The sequence below is a fragment of the Priestia sp. Y58 genome (assembly GCF_029522095.1).
Lineage (GTDB): Bacteria > Bacillota > Bacilli > Bacillales > Bacillaceae_H > Priestia > Priestia megaterium_E.
The window spans coordinates 579,021-595,629 of sequence record NZ_JAKWFL010000001.1 but is presented as its reverse complement, the minus strand read 5'-3'; the positions used below and the strand labels follow the sequence as shown (position 1 = coordinate 595,629).

Annotated in this window: 16 protein-coding genes and 1 riboswitch; of the genes, 14 read left to right on the top strand and 2 right to left on the bottom strand. The window is 38.2% G+C overall.

From position 1 onward, the window contains the following. The first annotated feature begins 52 nt into the window (after positions 1 to 52). The 6 genes from resA (at position 53) to MMB68_RS03085 (ending at position 7,228) form a co-directional block, all read left to right on the top strand. Positions 53 to 574 (top strand): thiol-disulfide oxidoreductase ResA, encoded by a 522-nt coding sequence (gene resA, locus MMB68_RS03110; RefSeq protein WP_014458314.1) that lies wholly within the window; start codon positions 53 to 55, stop codon positions 572 to 574. Positions 575 to 586: 12 nt separating this feature from the next. Beyond that, positions 587 to 2,209, top strand: a complete 1,623-nt coding sequence (resB, locus tag MMB68_RS03105; protein WP_221812651.1) for a cytochrome c biogenesis protein ResB — start codon at positions 587 to 589, stop codon at positions 2,207 to 2,209. Between the two features lie 11 nt (positions 2,210 to 2,220). Beyond that, positions 2,221 to 3,399, top strand: a complete 1,179-nt coding sequence (gene ccsB / locus MMB68_RS03100) for a c-type cytochrome biogenesis protein CcsB (RefSeq protein ID WP_176343438.1) — start codon at positions 2,221 to 2,223, stop codon at positions 3,397 to 3,399. A 479-nt stretch (positions 3,400 to 3,878) separates the two neighbouring features. Next, a complete protein-coding gene (locus tag MMB68_RS03095; RefSeq protein WP_013059051.1) occupies positions 3,879 to 4,595 on the top strand; it encodes a response regulator transcription factor in 717 nt (238 codons plus the stop codon). Continuing rightward, positions 4,595 to 6,367 carry an ATP-binding protein gene (locus MMB68_RS03090; protein ID WP_028410715.1) on the top strand — a complete coding sequence of 591 codons (1,773 nt, stop codon included), beginning with the start codon at positions 4,595 to 4,597 and terminating at the stop codon, positions 6,365 to 6,367. Before MMB68_RS03095 ends, MMB68_RS03090 begins: the two co-directional genes overlap by 1 nt. A gap of 171 nt (positions 6,368 to 6,538) precedes the next feature. Then, entirely contained in the window at positions 6,539 to 7,228 is a 690-nt protein-coding gene (locus MMB68_RS03085) for a peptidoglycan DD-metalloendopeptidase family protein (RefSeq protein ID WP_277548200.1), read from the top strand. Between the two features lie 31 nt (positions 7,229 to 7,259). Here the strand turns inward: MMB68_RS03085 and serA are convergent, their stop codons facing one another. Then, positions 7,260 to 8,834: a phosphoglycerate dehydrogenase gene (gene serA, locus MMB68_RS03080; RefSeq protein ID WP_221812649.1), complete on the bottom strand. Its 1,575-nt coding sequence runs from the start codon at positions 8,832 to 8,834 to the stop codon at positions 7,260 to 7,262. A 299-nt stretch (positions 8,835 to 9,133) separates the two neighbouring features. Next, positions 9,134 to 9,276: riboswitch (FMN riboswitch) on the top strand. 154 nt (positions 9,277 to 9,430) lie between these two features. Between serA and MMB68_RS03075 the strand changes: the two genes are divergently transcribed. Next, a complete protein-coding gene (locus MMB68_RS03075; protein ID WP_013059047.1) occupies positions 9,431 to 10,006 on the top strand; it encodes an ECF transporter S component in 576 nt (191 codons plus the stop codon). A 78-nt stretch (positions 10,007 to 10,084) separates the two neighbouring features. Here the strand turns inward: MMB68_RS03075 and MMB68_RS03070 are convergent, their stop codons facing one another. Beyond that, positions 10,085 to 10,333 (bottom strand): ferredoxin, encoded by a 249-nt coding sequence (locus MMB68_RS03070; RefSeq protein WP_013059046.1) that lies wholly within the window; start codon positions 10,331 to 10,333, stop codon positions 10,085 to 10,087. Positions 10,334 to 10,590: 257 nt separating this feature from the next. Between MMB68_RS03070 and MMB68_RS03065 the strand changes: the two genes are divergently transcribed. From MMB68_RS03065 to MMB68_RS03035, 7 genes are all read left to right on the top strand, one after another. Beyond that, positions 10,591 to 11,640 carry a YpbB family protein gene (locus MMB68_RS03065; protein ID WP_221784524.1) on the top strand — a complete coding sequence of 350 codons (1,050 nt, stop codon included), beginning with the start codon at positions 10,591 to 10,593 and terminating at the stop codon, positions 11,638 to 11,640. 23 nt (positions 11,641 to 11,663) lie between these two features. Next, the gene (locus MMB68_RS03060; RefSeq protein ID WP_221784523.1) at positions 11,664 to 13,181 is read left to right on the top strand and encodes a RecQ family ATP-dependent DNA helicase; all 1,518 of its coding nucleotides are present in this window, start codon (positions 11,664 to 11,666) and stop codon (positions 13,179 to 13,181) included. Next, the gene (locus MMB68_RS03055; protein WP_221784522.1) at positions 13,181 to 13,786 is read left to right on the top strand and encodes a CPBP family intramembrane glutamic endopeptidase; all 606 of its coding nucleotides are present in this window, start codon (positions 13,181 to 13,183) and stop codon (positions 13,784 to 13,786) included. Before MMB68_RS03060 ends, MMB68_RS03055 begins: the two co-directional genes overlap by 1 nt. An 88-nt stretch (positions 13,787 to 13,874) precedes the next feature. Beyond that, on the top strand, positions 13,875 to 14,330 hold the full coding sequence (locus MMB68_RS03050) for a DUF2663 family protein (protein ID WP_221784521.1): 456 nt from the start codon (positions 13,875 to 13,877) through the stop codon (positions 14,328 to 14,330). 54 nt (positions 14,331 to 14,384) lie between these two features. After that, positions 14,385 to 14,759: a hypothetical protein gene (locus tag MMB68_RS03045; protein ID WP_221784520.1), complete on the top strand. Its 375-nt coding sequence runs from the start codon at positions 14,385 to 14,387 to the stop codon at positions 14,757 to 14,759. Between the two features lie 20 nt (positions 14,760 to 14,779). Continuing rightward, complete coding sequence (locus MMB68_RS03040; protein ID WP_221784519.1) at positions 14,780 to 15,547, top strand: metallophosphoesterase; 768 nt, start codon at positions 14,780 to 14,782, stop codon at positions 15,545 to 15,547. 107 nt (positions 15,548 to 15,654) lie between these two features. Beyond that, positions 15,655 to 16,566 (top strand): MerR family transcriptional regulator, encoded by a 912-nt coding sequence (locus MMB68_RS03035; protein ID WP_221812648.1) that lies wholly within the window; start codon positions 15,655 to 15,657, stop codon positions 16,564 to 16,566. Positions 16,567 to 16,609: the final 43 nt, after the last annotated feature.

Sequence of the window (16,609 nt, the reverse complement as noted above, 5' to 3'; positions counted from 1 at the left end):
GATATAATGGTAGAAAAAAGCGTATTGAAAGCGGTTAAAAGGAGTTCGTGCCATGAAAAAAAAGCGCTTGATTATTCGAACAGTTATATTGGCAGTTTTGCTATGCGCGGTTGGATATACCCTTTATGCTCAATTTTTTGCTGATAAACAAAAGGTATCAGTAGGAGATAAGGCACCTGACTTTATATTAAGAGATGTTAATGGAGAAACTCATCAGCTATCAGATTACAAAGGCAAAGGAGTTTTTTTGAATTTTTGGGGAACGTGGTGCAAGCCCTGTAAACAAGAGATGCCGGCGATGGAAAAGCAGTATGCCTCATATAAAAAGCAAGGTGTTGAAATTCTAGCTGTTAACGTTGCGGAAACGAATATAGCAGTAGAGCAGTTTGCTAAACAGTATGGGCTATCTTTTCCAATTTTGATGGATAAAGATTCACAAGTTTTGGGTGCATACGGAATAGATCCTCTGCCGACTACATTTTTAATTGATAAAAACGGAAAGATTGTAGACAGTTTTATTGGGGGATTGGAAGAGTCTAAAATAAAAGAATATATGGAAGAAATTAAACCATAGGGAGTGTTGACAATGAAACACGTAAAATGTGAATGTGGACACGTTAACCCGCATGGTACGATTTTGTGTGAAGCCTGTGGTAAGCCGATTGCAGAAGAAACAACTGATAAATTAGTGGATATGCGTTATGAAGGAAGCGCAAGGCGATCGCAAACGTACAATAAAACAGTTATCGATAAAATATGGAATTTTTTCTCTTCTGTAAAAGTAGGTATTTGGATCATTATTGTAACGCTTGTTGCGTCTGCAGTCGGAACCATTTATCCTCAAGAAGCTTACATACCTCCTAATGTGACAGCAGACGAGTATTACCAAAAGGAATATGGATGGACAGGAGAGCTTTATTATAAGTTAGGTTTTCATCATCTCTACGAATCGTGGTGGTACTTGCTTTTAATTGCTGCTTTAGGAATGTCGTTAGTCATTTGCAGTTTAGATCGAGTAGTGCCTTTGTACCGAGCTCTAAAAAAGCAGAGTGTAACAAAACACCCAAACTTCTTAAAAAGACAGCGTTTATACAGCATTTCATCATCGTGGACCGATCAAGAATATGAACATGTAAAAAGCATGCTTAAAAAAAGAAGATACTCTATTCGTGAAGAAAAAGGAAATCTGCTGGCTGAAAAAGGACGCTTCTCAAGATGGGGTCCATACGTTAATCATATCGGTCTCATTATCTTTTTACTAGGTGCTATGCTTAGATTTGTACCAGGTATGTATATAGATGAAGTTCTTTGGATCCGCGAAGGTGAAACAAAAGTTATTCCTGGGACGAACGGAGAGTATTTTTTGAAAAACCATCGTTTTACTGTTGAAATGTATGATAAAGATAGCGAAAACGCTGTGTTTCAAGAAGCAATTGATCGTGCAGGGAATAATAAAGTAGCCAAAAAATATGAAGCGGATGTTAGTCTGTATAAGCGCGAAGGAAAGCTTATACCGGGAGCAGATCCAAAGTTAAAGAAAATAAAAGATTCAGAGATTCGTGTGAATCAGCCGCTTAAGTTTGAAGGATATGCCATGTACCAAGTGGATTTCAAGTTAAATGAATTTAGCTCTATGTCTTTCCATTTAACAGATAAAAATGCAAATAGAAACGTTGGTTCACTTACAGTAGATTTACATAATCCAAAAGAAACATATGATTTAAAAAACGGATATAAAGTCAAGCTCATGAGTTACTTTCCAGACTTTTTCTTTGATGATGAAGGAAATCCAAACACAAAGACCAGAGTGCCTAACAATCCGGCTTTTGTATTTAAAATGATTACGCCTCAGCATAAAAAAGGTGAAGTTGCTTTTGTTGGGATTAGAGAGAACTTGGAGCCGCTAGGAAATAACGATTATAAAATGACCTTTGCTGGTGTGGAAACGAAAAATGTAACGGGATTAACCGTTCGCAGAGACTATACGCTTTGGTTTTTAGGAGTTGGCGGAGCCATCTTTATGATTGGTGTAATTCAAGGGATGTATTGGAATCATCGCCGCATGTGGATTCAAAAAGTCAATAATGAGATATGGTTGGCCGCACATACAAATAAAAACTGGTATGGGCTTAAAAAAGAACTAAATGGTTTATTAGAATCAACATCTCTTACACAGCTGAAGGACCAAAATGATAAAGAAACAAAATAGGAGGAAAAAGCATGGATTACGCGAGTATAAGTAGTAATTTACTGTATGTGGCGTTTATTGCTTATTTAGTTGCAACCTTTTTTTTCGGAGGAGCTATTCGAGATAAGCGAGCAGCTCAAAAGAAAACAAAGTGGGCAACGTTTGGAATTGCGGTTACCATCATCGGCTTTATTGCACAGATTGGCTACTTCATTACAAGGTGGATTGCATCAGGTCACGCTCCTGTTAGTAATTTATTTGAATTTACGACGTTTTTTGGCATGATGCTTGTTGGCGCATTTATTGTTATTTACTTTATTTATCGTCTTAGCATGCTTGGACTGTTTGCATTGCCGGTGGCTCTTTTGATCATTGCTTATGCAAGCATGTTTCCAACTGAAATTACGCCGCTGATACCGGCTCTCCAAACGAATTGGCTGCATATTCACGTTACAACTGCTGCTACGGGTGAAGCCGTGCTTTCCATTAGCTTTGTTGCAGGATTGATTTATTTAATCAAAACGATTGACCAATCCAAGCGAAATAAAAAAGCATTTTGGCTGGAATTCATCCTGTATACGCTTATTAGTACGCTTGGGTTTGTAGCGGTGACGCTGGCTTTTAATGCGGCTCACTACGAGTCATCATTTAATTGGGTTAATAAAAGTGGAGAACAAGAGCAAGTCGTATATCATATGGTTCCGCTAGTGGGGCCTCATCAAAGTGAGTGGACAGACGGGAACGACATAAAGCCGCTTGTTGATATGCCAGCTATTATCAATGCTAAAAAATTAAATACGGTTATTTGGTCGTTAGGCGGTGGCTTTGTATTATATTGGCTGATTCGCCTTATTTTACGGAAGCGAATTGGAGCTGCGCTGCAGCCTCTTGTGAAGCAGGTAAACAGCGACTTGCTTGATGAAGTAAGCTACAGAGCAGTGGCGATTGGATTTCCTATTTTCACACTAGGAGCACTTATTTTCGCTATGATTTGGGCTCAGATGGCCTGGACGCGCTTTTGGGGGTGGGACCCTAAAGAGGTGTGGGCGCTGATCACCTTTTTATTTTACGCCGCTTTTCTTCATCTTCGGCTGTCTAAAGGATGGCACGGTGAAAAATCAGCTTGGCTGGCAGTTGGCGGGTTTGCCATCATTATGTTCAACTTAGTGGCTGTGAACCTAATTATTGCAGGTTTACATTCATATGCTTAACCTTTAAAAATAGAATAGAGGCTGAAACAAAGATATTTTAGTTGAAGGAAAATCCGAACGAATGAGATTCTTGATGGAGAATCTCATTCGTTCGGATTTTTTCATTGGTATGGTGAACGGAGGCTTCATATATGTAGGTGCTTCTAGCTGTTGATTGGAGGGTAAGGCGAAGACTCCTGCGGGAAAAACGGAAAAGGTGAGACCCCGCAGTAGCGGAAGTGACGAGGAGGCTCACCGGCCGTCCGCGGAAAGCGAAGTCTTGCACGGAAATCAACAGCGGTGGAGTAAGCGATCCCTACTAGCTCCTGTATTTTATTTGTTCGTCTTTAGATTGAATGGATTTCGTTGCGTCTCAGCCTCTTTTTGGTAAAAAAAGCTGTTTTTCGTAAAGGTGTTCACGAATTGTCACATTGTTTGGGTATCATAAGTAGAACTCGCCGGTTTTTTTTTGTACACTAAGACTAGGAGGTTGAAAATACATGCAAAACGAACAAAGATTACTGCTAGTAGACGATGAAGATCGCATTAGACGATTGTTAAAAATGTACTTAGAAAAAGAAGGATACATCATTGAAGAAGCAGCCGATGGGCATGAAGCAATCGAAAAAGCGTTACACATAGATTATGATTTGATTGTATTGGATTTAATGATGCCTGGCATAGACGGTATTGAGGTTTGTAAACAAATTCGGGAGAAAAAAGCAACTCCTATTATCATGCTTACAGCTAAAGGGGAAGAAGTAAACAGAGTCCAAGGGTTTGAAGTAGGTACAGATGATTATATCGTTAAGCCGTTTAGCCCAAGAGAAGTGGTTCTTCGCGTAAAAGCACTGCTTCGACGTTCTTCTCAAGCAACGTTTATTCAACCAGAAACGAGCGTGAAAAATCTTATTGTCTTTGATCACTTAACGATTGATAATGACGCACATCGCGTTACAGCAGACGGAAAAGAAGTTAACTTAACTCCAAAAGAATATGAATTATTATGCTACCTTGCAAAAACGCCAGATAAAGTATATGACAGAGAACAGCTGCTGCGTGAAGTATGGCATTATGATTTCTTTGGAGATCTTCGTACGGTAGATACGCACGTCAAGCGTTTGCGTGAAAAGTTAAATCGCGTATCGTCACAAGCGGCGAAAATGATTGTAACCGTTTGGGGAGTAGGTTATAAATTTGAGGTTGAGAATAACTGATGTTTTGGAGAAGTGTAGTTGGTAAACTATGGTTTACTATCCTATTGCTCGTCACGCTTGTTTTATTTATTTTGACCATTTTACTGCTTCAGTTTTTTGAAAATTATCATGTTGTAGATGCAGAAAACCGTTTAACTAAAACGGCTGCTAAAATCTCTACCATTGTGCAGGAAACGGACGATGAAAAACTAGGACTATCCATTGCTCGTGAACTTGCAGACCAAGCAAGTGTAGTTATTGTTCAAGACAAAGATTTTTATTGGCATTCCACACATCCTGATAAAGAAAATAAGAAAGCTATTTCGGCCATTGTTAAACAAAATGATCAGCTAAATCAAGTGGTTGAAAAAGGTAAAGTAATACGGGAAAAAATGTACATGACTACAAAGAAAGATACGAGTGATGAGCCTTTAATGTTTGTTGTCGGTGTACCTTTAATGAAAGATAACAAACCGACAGGCGGCGTTTATTTGTATCAATCTCTTTCTGAAATTGAAGAACCAGCTCAATATACGACTAAGTTCATCTTATTGGCTGCAGGCATTGCTATTATTTTAACTACTATCTTTGCTTTTTTCTTATCCACTCGAATTACAGCGCCTCTTAGAAAAATGAGGCAGGCGGCATTTGAAGTAACAAAAGGCAACTTTGATACAAAAGTACCTATTTTAACTCACGATGAAATTGGAGAGTTAGCGATTGCTTTTAATCAAATGGGCAGGCAGTTAAAGTTTAACCTCAATGCGCTCAATCAGGAAAAAGAGCAGCTTTCAAGTATTTTAAGCAGTATGGCAGACGGTGTTATTACGTTTAGTAGAGACGGATCGATTTTAATTACCAACCCCCCAGCGGAGCATTTTCTTCAGACTTGGTATTACGAGCAGGATGTCAACAATCAGCAGGTGCCTGAACTTCCAGCAAACGTCGTCCATTTGTTTCAAACGGTAGTAGAGACTGAAACGGAGCGAAGTGCAGAATTGAAAATCCAAGGGAAAACGTGGGTCATTTTAATGTCACCGCTCTATAATCAAACGAAAATTCGCGGTGCTGTAGCTGTACTACGGGATATGTCTGAAGAGCGTAAACTTGATAAATCGAGAAAAGATTTTATTGCAAACGTGTCTCATGAATTACGTACACCTATTTCTATGCTTCAAGGTTATAGTGAAGCTATTATTGACGATATTGCAAGTACGGATGAAGAAAAGAAAGAAATTGCACAGGTGATTTATGACGAATCACTCCGTATGGGCCGGCTTGTAAATGAACTTTTAGATTTGGCGCGAATGGAAGCAGGACATGTGCAGCTTCACTTAGAATCTGTAGCAATGGTTGAATTTACAGAACGTGTTTTGCGTAAGTTTCAAGGGTTAGCTAAAGAAAAACATATTAAACTGTCTCTTAATGGAAAAATAGAAGATGAATTTGAAGCGATGATTGATTCAGACCGTATGGAACAAGTGCTGACAAACTTAATTGATAATGCCATCCGTCATACGGATGACTACGGAGAAGTAAAGCTGCATCTTGATAAAAGTCAATCCGAAATCCATCTTTCTGTTCAAGATACAGGAGCAGGCATTCCGAAAGAAGATCTTCCATTTGTATTTGAACGATTTTATAAAGCGGATAAAGCCAGAACGAGAGGGAAGTCAGGAACTGGTCTTGGGCTTGCAATCGCCAAAAATATCGTGGAGGCACATCAAGGGATCATTGCGGTTGAAAGTGAATTAAATGAAGGAACAACTTTCTTTATCAAACTGCCAAAGTAAACACATGCCAACTAACAGTTTTTCTTCGGCTGAAATAATAAGAATGGCAAAGAGATGTGATTCATTGGAGAATCACATCTCTTTATTTTTTCTATAAACAAGTCTAAAAGAGAAGGAATTGGCATATAGTATGTTTTGTGTGCAATGATCTACATAGGAGGTTCTTTCTTCATGATTGACGTGTTAAGGAGAATATTGGTTGTATTAGTAATGGGATTGTGTATAGGTCTTTTATTTTTTGGCGGGCAAATGGTAAAAGCAGAAGAGATGCAGTGGGAGTGGCCGGTTCAAGGAGTCTTAACTGATATATTTGGTTCTCGTCACGCCAAACACTTTGGAATTGACATAGCAGCACCTGTAGGTACACAGGTGTATGCTGTTGCAAAAGGAGTGGTGAGCCGCTCTTACTATTCAAATACATACGGACAGGTTGTTTTTATCAAACAAACGAATGGATACGAAACGGTCTATGCTCATCTAGAGGAACGTTTTGTTGCAGAAGGAAATTCTGTAGCCGCAGGTCAAAAAATTGGACGAGTTGGCAATACAGGGCGATCTTCAGGTGCACATTTGCATTTTGAAGTTCATCAAGGAAGTTGGAATCCGGATAAAACCAATGCAGTAAACCCACTTGCCAAATTGGACAAGCAAAAACTATCGGCATACGTAAAAAGCGATTTAGCTGCGACGGTTTTTCAGCAGTTACATCAGACTTCTGATAACTGTATTCTTATCCATCAAGGAGATACATTATCTGAACTCGCGGCCAAATATGAAGTAGATGTGGAGCAGCTAAGAAAGTGGAATCATTTAGAAAATACGATGTTAAATGCAGGACAAGTGTTAAAAATAAGTCCATAAAAAAAGAGCCGCTAAGGCTCTTTTTTCAATGTCACAATTCAATACGCTGTATGGTCACAATTTCGCTTGTTTGTTTTAACGAGGAGATGACAGAATCATCTAAAAGTTTATCAAACGTAAGCATCATAATGGCTTCTCCGCCTTTTTGCTTACGGCCCACTTGCATGGTAGCAATGTTAATACGTAAATCTCCAAGTACTTTCCCTACATTTCCAATAACTCCGGGCTGATCGCTGTGACGGATATAAAGAAGATGTCCTTCCGGATAAAAATCAATATCAAACGAATCAATATTAACAATTCGAGGTCCATAGCCTGCTATATAGGTGCCCGTAATGGTAAATGTACGCTGTTCGCCTGTTACTGTAACGTCAATCATATTGGAATATCCTTGCGTATCTTCCGATGTTTTTTCACCAAATGTAATTCCTCGTTCTTTGGCAATCATAGAAGCATTGACTTCGTTAACAGGTGAGTCGATACGATGAGTTAAAAAGCCTGATAATAAGCTCCGTGTAATATAAGTGGTTTCCAAATCCGTCACTGTACCTCCGTAGGAGATAGAGATATGCTGAACAGGTTCTCGCATGCATTGAGATAAAATAGCTCCCATTTGTTTAGTAAGGCTAGTAAACGGCTGAATTTTTTCAAAAACTTCTTTAGAAAGCGTCGGTAAATTAATGGATGAGCTTACAGGATTACCTTCTAGAAAACGCAAAACGTCATGTGCCACGTCTTCAGCAACGTTAAGCTGAGCTTCTTTTGTAGAAGCTCCTAAATGGGGAGTTGTGATAACTTGATCAAAATGTAACAAAGGGTTATCAATCGGCGGCTCAACTTCAAATACGTCAATAGCTGCACCTTGAACATGGCCAATTTCTAAATAATGAACTAAGGCTTTTTCGTCAATGATCCCGCCGCGTGCGCAGTTTAATAAAAACACGCCCTTCTTTGTTTTGGCTAACGTGTCATGATTGAGCAATCCCTTTGTTTCTTTCGTAAGCGGAGTGTGCACGGTAATAACATCCGCTGCTGCTAGTAATTCATCCAGGGATAATAGTTCTACGCCTAGCTTTTCAGCTCGGGAAGATGTTAAAAAAGGATCGTAAATGTGAACGCTCATATTGAAGGCTTTTGCGCGTTTGGCAAGCTCTGAGCCAATTCGTCCAAATCCGATAATGCCCAGGTGTTTGCGATTAAGCTCTGTTCCAACGAATGCTGAGCGGTTCCATTCGCGCGCTTTAACTGAAGCATTTCCTTGGGGGATATGCCGAAACAAGCTAGCCATCATAGCAAATGTATGTTCGGCCGTTGAAATGGTATTTCCGTTCGGCGCGTTAATAACGACAATCCCTCGTTTGGTTGAGGCTTCAATATCAATATTATCGACACCTACTCCAGCGCGGGCAACAATTTTTAAATTCGGCATTTTTGCCAGCAAATCCTCTGTAACCGTCGTAGCACTCCGTACTAAAAGCGCATCGTACGTATGCAAATCATTCTCAACTTCTTCAACTTTTTTTCGCGTAAGATTCACATGAGGAGCTTCAAGTAGTGGAGCAAGACCTTCATTGCTAATTGAATCAGCTACTAATACATTATACATGACGTGAACATCTCCCTTGGGTTTTACTATCATCAAATATTTGATAATTTACCATGTTAAAAAAATTCTGTCAATTATATTTTTTAAACTTTACGATTAGTTATCAAATACACAATTATAAATGTAAAATTGAAACTATAAATATGTCATAATGCTGTTGGTTATGCACTTATTTCCTTATTTTACATATAAAAACAAGAAGGAAGTTTATAAAATACATCAATTTAATAGGGATTAAAAAACTTCTTTATTTACTTTTAATTCGAGATAACATATAATAAATTCATAATTAAATATTGGTCTATCTTCGGGGCAGGGTGAAATTCCCGACCGGCGGTAAAAAACAAATTGTTTTGAGCCCGCGAGCTTATATGTAATACATACGAGCAGATTTGGTGAAATTCCAAAGCCGACAGTACAGTCTGGATGGGAGAAGGTGGAGGTTCAGCGTTCAAAACCTAATGTGATGAACGTTTATTAAATATGCCTGCCATGTCTCCTCTCAACGAATCATTTGTTGGGAGGTTTTTGCGTGGGGATATAAAGTTGAACCTTTCTTCTTTGAAGAGTGGATCACAAAGAAGGAGAGAGGCAAGATGCAACAAAGTAAGAAAACTCAAAAGCTGGTTGTACTAGGAATGTTAAGTAGTATTGCTTATATTTTAATGATGATTAATTTTCCGATTCCTGGATTACCTCCGTTTTTAACAATTGATTTTAGCGAAATTCCTGCACTCGTAGCAGCACTTGTATTTGGACCGATGGCTGCTGTTATAGTAGAAGGAATAAAAAATTTATTGAATTATTTAATTCAAGGAAGTGCTACAGGGGTTCCAGTTGGTCAAGTGGCGAACTTTGTGGCTGGTTTACTGTTCGTTCTTCCTGTATCATACATGTTCAACCGATTTAAAACAGCTAAAGGCGTAACGATAGGTTTGGTTACGGGTACGGTGGTAATGACGGTACTCATGGCTGTCTTAAATTATTATGTCTTCTTACCAGCGTATACAATCTTCTTACAATCGCCAGAAATGTCTAGTGAACAAGCACGTCAATATATCGTTGCAGGTATTTTGCCGTTTAACTTAATAAAAGGAGCAGCAACAGGAGTTATCTTTGTCTTATTGTTTTCAAAAATGAAGCAGTGGATCACGCGTCGCATTGCTGTTTAATTCAATCGCTCTCCCGGGGAGAGCGATTTTTATATATAAAAAAACCTGCAGCATGTACACTACAGGTTTGCTCAATACTTATTCGAATTTATTAGCATCGCCTTCGAATTTTTCATCCGCTACGCGAATTGAATCCGTAGGGCAGCCTTCCATTGCATCCATCATATCATCTTCTAGATCTTCTGGAATTTCTACTACACCTTGGTTATCATCTAATGTTACGAATGCAATACCTTCATCATCATAATCGTAAATGTCTGGTGCTGCTGCTCCGCAAGCGCCGCATGCGATGCAAGTATCTTTATCAACAATTGTATATTTTGGCATAACAAGACCTCCTGTAAAGTGTTCGAAAATTTCTCATTATATAATCTCTTCGCGAATCAAGAGTGAAATTTCTCCTTATTCATTGTAAAATGATTTATAAAACTTTTCAATAGAAAAGTCACTGAGAATGCTTATCAAATCAAGGTTTCTTCACTTACCCAAACGTTTTGATACATAAAGGAAAGAGCTAAAAAGCCTTTATCTCACATGCTATTGGTCACTTTTGGTACAATGAATGAGAAAGGAAGTTGACACCTTTGAATTATATTCAAGTTAGCATTTTATTTTGTATAAAACAGTTAAAAGGTGAGCGAACCGCCTATGGTATTTATCATTTATTAACAGGTAAAAAGTCAGCTCAAACGATTCAAGACGGAAAAATTTTTGGAATTTCGTTTCTTTTTCAGTCATTTGTTTACTTAGATAAACGGTCTTTTGAAACCTGCGTTGCATATTTAAAAGAACAGCAGTATATTGAAGAAACTGAAAATCAAAAGTATGTGATGACAGATAAGGGACAAGCACACCTTGAAGATGAACTGACGGCTCGACCCTTTCATCCAGCTTTAGACGGATGGAAATTCGCAAGCAGTACTCAATTATTTTTAGCAAGAATCACTTTGTTCATTCAGACCTTATCAAACCTACAGTATTTTCAAAAAGGGTTTTTACCTATTTCCAAAAATCCTGAGGTTATTCAATGGGTCAAAACGTATATTATGTCTCAAAAGCAAACGCGTCAAGAGTTAGCCGCCGAGCTATTCAAGGAGCTCCAAACGTGCTTGAAAGATTGTACGGAACGGGACGCGTCTCTTTTTGTTTTGCAACTGACTGGATACCAAAGAGTAGGCTTTACAAAAAATCAGTTAGCATATCAATATGAACTCGATGAGCATTATGTTCATATTCAACTTTTAGGGGTTATTCACCATATCATTGAAAAAGTGAGTAAAAATAATGAAAGCTTTCATGTACTTTCTTCTTTTTTACGTGATCTATATTTAGAATTGCCTTTGACGAGCTCGACGGTAAAAACGTATAGCTGGCTTCAAAAAGGCAAGACGCTTGAAGAAATTGCTTATATAAGGCGTTTAAAAGAAAGTACAATTGAAGATCATATTGCAGAATTAGCTCTGTTTGTTCCATCTTTTTCAATCGATGCATACGTATCGCCTAAGCTGCAGGAAGAAATTATCTCAGCTTTTGAAGGTTTGCGTACAAATAAATTAAAGGTGATAAAGGAAGAAGTAAAAGACGACGTTACCTATTTTCAGATTCGTCTCGTATTAGCAAAACATTTTACCTGATACTAAAAAAAGTGGTGTTTGATGTGAAGATAGAACAACTCCTACAGAAACAATTTGGCTATAGCCAATTTCGGCTAGGACAAAAAGAGATTATTCAAGATATTTTAACAGGTCATAATGTGTTAGCGGTTCTTCCTACAGGAACAGGAAAATCATTGTGCTATCAGCTCCCAGCTTATTTGTTGAACCGACCGGTGCTGATTGTATCTCCTTTAATTTCACTGATGGAAGATCAAGTTCAACAACTAAAGGCAAGCGGAGAAAAACGAGTTATCGCTTTAAACAGTTTCCTACAACAAGAAGAAAAACGACGAGCGCTAAAAAATTTAGCTTTTTATCGTTTTATTTATGCATCTCCTGAAATTTTGCAAAATGCTGTTGTAGTAGAAGCCTTAAAACAGGCAAAGGTAGGCCTTTTCGTTGTGGACGAGGCGCACTGTATTTCTCAGTGGGGACATGATTTTCGTTTGGATTATCTACAGCTAGGAGATATATGGAAGGAACTTGGCAGTCCGCTATGTCTGGCACTAACGGGAACTGCGACGAGGGAAGTAGTGGAAGATATTAAGCGCTACTTATCGCTGCCTGCGGTCAACGAGCACATCTATTCCATGAATCGAAGTAATATTGCGATGAAAGTTGATTTTGTTGCAAGTATTGAAGAAAAAAAAGAGAAGTTACTGATGTACGTTAGTGAACTGCAAGGTCCGGGAATTATCTATTGTTCCAGCCGATCTTGGACAGAAGCATTAACACAGCTTCTAAAGGAAAATGGGATACAGCGAGTGCAGTATTACCACGGAGGAATGGAACCCAATGAAAGAATGCTTGTTCAACAGCAATTTTTAGAAAATCAGCTTGATATCATTTGCTGCACAAGTGCATTTGGAATGGGGGTTAACAAATCGAATGTTCGCTTTGTTATTCATTTTCATACACCTACGCAGCTAGAAGCATACGTACAGGAGATTGGAAGAAGTGGACGCGATCAGCAAAACAGTATTGCGATTTTGCTTTATGCTGAAGGAGACGATGATTTTGCTCATTCTTTACTTGAAATTGAGCTTCCTTCTTCAGATATCATCTTATACTGCTTGTCGTATTTACGAAACCATGATCAGGCCATTCCTTTAAAACAAGTAGAGTCTCACTTTCTTTATACAGTAGGTATTCAAGAAACACATTGGCGATTTATTCGTTATTATTTGTACAGAGAAAATGTAGTGGAAAATGAACATGTTGAACCTAGGAAAATCCCTGAATCGCTGCATGAAACGATTGTTGCAGCTGTAAATAAACGTCTTCGAAACAAACATGACAAGTATCGTGCGATGAAGGGATTTATTGAGACAAAAGAATGCCGTCGTCACGTGCTGCTTGGCTATTTCAATGAGCGGGGAAAATCAGAGCTTGAGAATTGTTGCGATTGCTGCGGCTTGAATTTAGAAAACTATAAAAAAACAAATGGTGAACAAGAGCAATGGACCTTTCAAGGCTGGGAATTAGAATTAGCTCGTTTGCTTCGTCAAGGAGAGATATAATGGCAAAATCACAGCAAGAGCTTATTTCATCCATGACAGATGCAGAGCTAGTTAAGAATTTATATGTAACACAGCTGCTTATCTGCTTCATTGCTTTAGGCATCGGTTTCTTTACATTCGATTCATGGAATTCTTTTTTTCAGTTTTTTCAGCTGGATGGGTCTTCTATTTTATTGTACGGGGGAGGAACAGCTCTCTTGGTAGTAGGAGGAGATATACTTCTAATGAAATGCGTACCTGAGCATTTATACGATGACGGAGGGATCAATGAACGTTTATTTGCTAATCGTTCTGTTCCTCATCTAGCCCTTATTTGCCTAATTGTTGCATGTTCAGAAGAAATATTATTTCGAGGGGTTATACAAGTTCAGTTTGGTCTGTTTTGGGCGAGTATCGTATTTGCACTCGTTCACATTCGATATTTAAAAAAGTGGTTTCTTTTTATTTCGGTTGTGTTTTTAAGCTTTTTAATAGGGTCACTTTTTTGGTGGACTGAAAATTTGTATGTCACGATTTTTACTCATTTTCTCATTGATTTTTTATTAGGTCTGCAGATAAGAAAATCAAAAGGGAAATCTGCACAGCGAGAAGAACTAATGCAGTAAAGGTTAAGGAGACAGCCATTATTTTCAGTGCTACCCACATAATCTTTTATCTTTCCTCATATGTTGTACTAGCATACGAGGGGGTGGAATGATGGAAAACAAGGTGACAGACTTTGAAAGCGATGAAACACTTCAATATATATTAGCGAGCGTTATTAAAAGAAAAGAGACAGTTAATAAGCTGAAAGCTAAAGAGAAAAAATGGAAGCTTTTGTTTTTAGCTAGTGTAACGGCTGTTATTAGCTACTTTTTTTTCATATTTCAAAGCGGTTTTTTTACGACGTTTAGCGAATTCTTTTCATTTTTGTTAGGCAACGTGGGGCATTTGATGTTTCTATTGCTTACCGTCTCACTTTATTTTTATACTGTACAGCTGCAGAAAAAAAGCGAGAAAGCAGAAAAGACTTTTCAAGATTTGCGCTGTGAGATTATTAAAAGAAGCAAAGAGCTATGGGCGACGCCTGAAACATGGGAGCACCGAAAAGAAACGTTCCGCTGGATGCAGTCAACCTATGGAATTAATTTATATCATGAAAACAAATAGAATCGCATGAAAAAGCCTCTTTTTACATAGAAGTTTAGTGGAGGGGGTTTTTTTGTGAGGGATTGGTTTAACTTGCTGGCTGCATGGTTATGCAGTTATTATATCAGCAGTTTAACGGCTGTAGGCTCAAAAGCTTCGTTAACCTATTTACTTATTCAAATGATTTTACATCCGTTAGATGTGTTTAGTGTTATAATCTTATTTTTCACGGCTCTTTTTTGTCTGTCGGCAGCAGTTCGTAAAGTGTTTCTGCAAAGTCGATTGTTTCTAAAAGGCTATAAGGTAAAATGGCATGAATACCTTGTTTCATGTCTATGTGTGATAGGAATTTTATCGTTAAGTGCAGTTGCGCTTTATCAAGTAGTAGGTTTGTTAACAATTGCGATAATTTATGCCCTTTCTTCTTTAACGGAAACACATCGGGTATAAAATGAAAAGAAGGAGAATATATGGTTATTCTTTTAATGGTTTTAGCGTTAGGCATAGGCTTGCTGATTTTTATGTTTTCAGAAGCTCATCGTACATATGTCGAAGAAAGAACGATTCATTTATCAGCATTTCCTGAAAACCAGCAGCCTTTGCGCCTGTTTTTTATATCGGATATACATAAGCGAACAGTTTCGTCGAAGCTGTTGGAAAAAATACCGGGCGAAGTAGATTTTGTGATCATAGGCGGTGATTTACTAGAAGGAGGAGTCCCTTTATTGCGGGCTCGTCAAAATATTCAAAAACTTAAAACGCTAGGACCTGTCTATTTTGTGTGGGGAAATAATGATTACGAAGTAAGTCAAATGCAATTGAAGCAGATGCTTAAAGATGAAGGAGTTATTGCCCTTAAAAACGAGCATGTCTTTGCCGCTTCTAAAGATGGTACTACATGCCATTTTGCGGGGGTAGATGATTTATCAGAAGGTCAGATGAATCTAAAGAGAGCTGTTTCTTCCATTGAACCTGAACAGCTTACTATTCTTCTAAGCCACAATCCTGATGTTATCTATTATGTAGATGAAGAATCAAAAGTAGATTTAATTTTGAGTGGACATACACACGGAGGACAGATACGCTTATTTAATTTTGGTATGTATGAATTAGGAGGGCTGAAAGAAAAAAGAAAAATTCCTCTTTTTGTCAGTAACGGATATGGTACAACCTCTTTGCCTCTCCGTTTACAAGCTAGAGCTCAAACGCATTATATCACTTTAAAAAGGAAAGAATAGCCTTGAACAAACTCTTTACATAGCATATACAAATTTTACACACAGGATAACTTATCCTATAATTCAATTAATAGATACAGTTCACGAAGAGTAGTTGGAGGTTACGTATGGCTCACGAAGGGAAGTATAATATTAAAGCCATCTCAAATATGGTCGGAATCCAGCCGGGAACTTTGCGTGCATGGGAACGACGCTATCAAATTTTAAATCCTGTCCGTAATGAATCCGGGCATCGGTTATATACAGAGGAAGACTTGCGGAAATTAAAATGGCTCACGGAAAAAGTGAGCGGAGGTTTTACTATAAGTCAAGCGGTTTCGTTATTAGAAACGGAAAGCAGTACAGTAGGAACGTTTGAAGAAGAAGGAGAAGTAGATTCCCCTCAAAAAATTAGGGATGAGCTGTTAACGGTGCTTTTATCTTTTGAAGAAGGAAAAGCACAGGATTTAATTAATCATGCTTTTAGCCTGTATTCGGTAGAAAAAGTGGTTATTGATATTTTGGGTTCTCTACTCGTGACGGTTGGAGATATGTGGGAAAAAGGGCAAATTACAAGTGCTCATGAGCATTATACGACTCAAGTATTAAAAACGCGTATCAGCATGATTTTTTATTCGCTGCCTTCAAATGGCTTATTGCCTAAAGCGATTGCTGTGTGCGGGCCTAATGAGACACATGAAGTGGGACTCCTAGTCTTTACGCTATTTTTACGCCGTAAAGGGTTTGAGGTTATTTATTTAGGAAGCAGCATTGAAGATAAAGATGTTGAGTTAATTATTAAAGAAGTAGACCCAACGTTTTTATTTATGTCATGCACAATGATGGAAAATGCCGAGAAAACACTAAATTTGACGAACCAAATGATAAAGAAGTTCCCGCATCTCAAAGTAGGATTAGGCGGTTATGTGTTTGATGGTTTAGATAGCAAAAGAAAAGGCGAGGCTCAGCCGTTTGTTTTAGGAAATACAAAAGAAGAGTGGAACAGCTGGCTAACAAAAAAATTAGCAGAAATTGATTGAGAATAGCTTGTCTTTCCTATCATAAACCTGTAAACTCGTAAGT

Bases quoted from the DNA above. Each gene is read 5' to 3' on its own strand.
- MMB68_RS03050 (WP_221784521.1), top strand. From the start codon at position 13,875: ATGATGGAAAACAAGGTGACAGACTTTGAAAGCGATGAAACACTTCAA.
- MMB68_RS03075 (WP_013059047.1), top strand. From the start codon at position 9,431: ATGCAACAAAGTAAGAAAACTCAAAAGCTGGTTGTACTAGGAATGTTA.
- MMB68_RS03090 (WP_028410715.1), top strand. From the start codon at position 4,595: ATGTTTTGGAGAAGTGTAGTTGGTAAACTATGGTTTACTATCCTATTG.
- MMB68_RS03040 (WP_221784519.1), top strand. From the start codon at position 14,780: ATGGTTATTCTTTTAATGGTTTTAGCGTTAGGCATAGGCTTGCTGATT.
- MMB68_RS03085 (WP_277548200.1), top strand. From the start codon at position 6,539: ATGATTGACGTGTTAAGGAGAATATTGGTTGTATTAGTAATGGGATTG.
- resA (WP_014458314.1), top strand. From the start codon at position 53: ATGAAAAAAAAGCGCTTGATTATTCGAACAGTTATATTGGCAGTTTTG.
- resB (WP_221812651.1), top strand. From the start codon at position 587: ATGAAACACGTAAAATGTGAATGTGGACACGTTAACCCGCATGGTACG.
- ccsB (WP_176343438.1), top strand. From the start codon at position 2,221: ATGGATTACGCGAGTATAAGTAGTAATTTACTGTATGTGGCGTTTATT.
- MMB68_RS03070 (WP_013059046.1), bottom strand. From the start codon at position 10,333: ATGCCAAAATATACAATTGTTGATAAAGATACTTGCATCGCATGCGGC.
- serA (WP_221812649.1), bottom strand. From the start codon at position 8,834: ATGTATAATGTATTAGTAGCTGATTCAATTAGCAATGAAGGTCTTGCT.
- MMB68_RS03055 (WP_221784522.1), top strand. From the start codon at position 13,181: ATGGCAAAATCACAGCAAGAGCTTATTTCATCCATGACAGATGCAGAG.
- MMB68_RS03035 (WP_221812648.1), top strand. From the start codon at position 15,655: ATGGCTCACGAAGGGAAGTATAATATTAAAGCCATCTCAAATATGGTC.
- MMB68_RS03095 (WP_013059051.1), top strand. From the start codon at position 3,879: ATGCAAAACGAACAAAGATTACTGCTAGTAGACGATGAAGATCGCATT.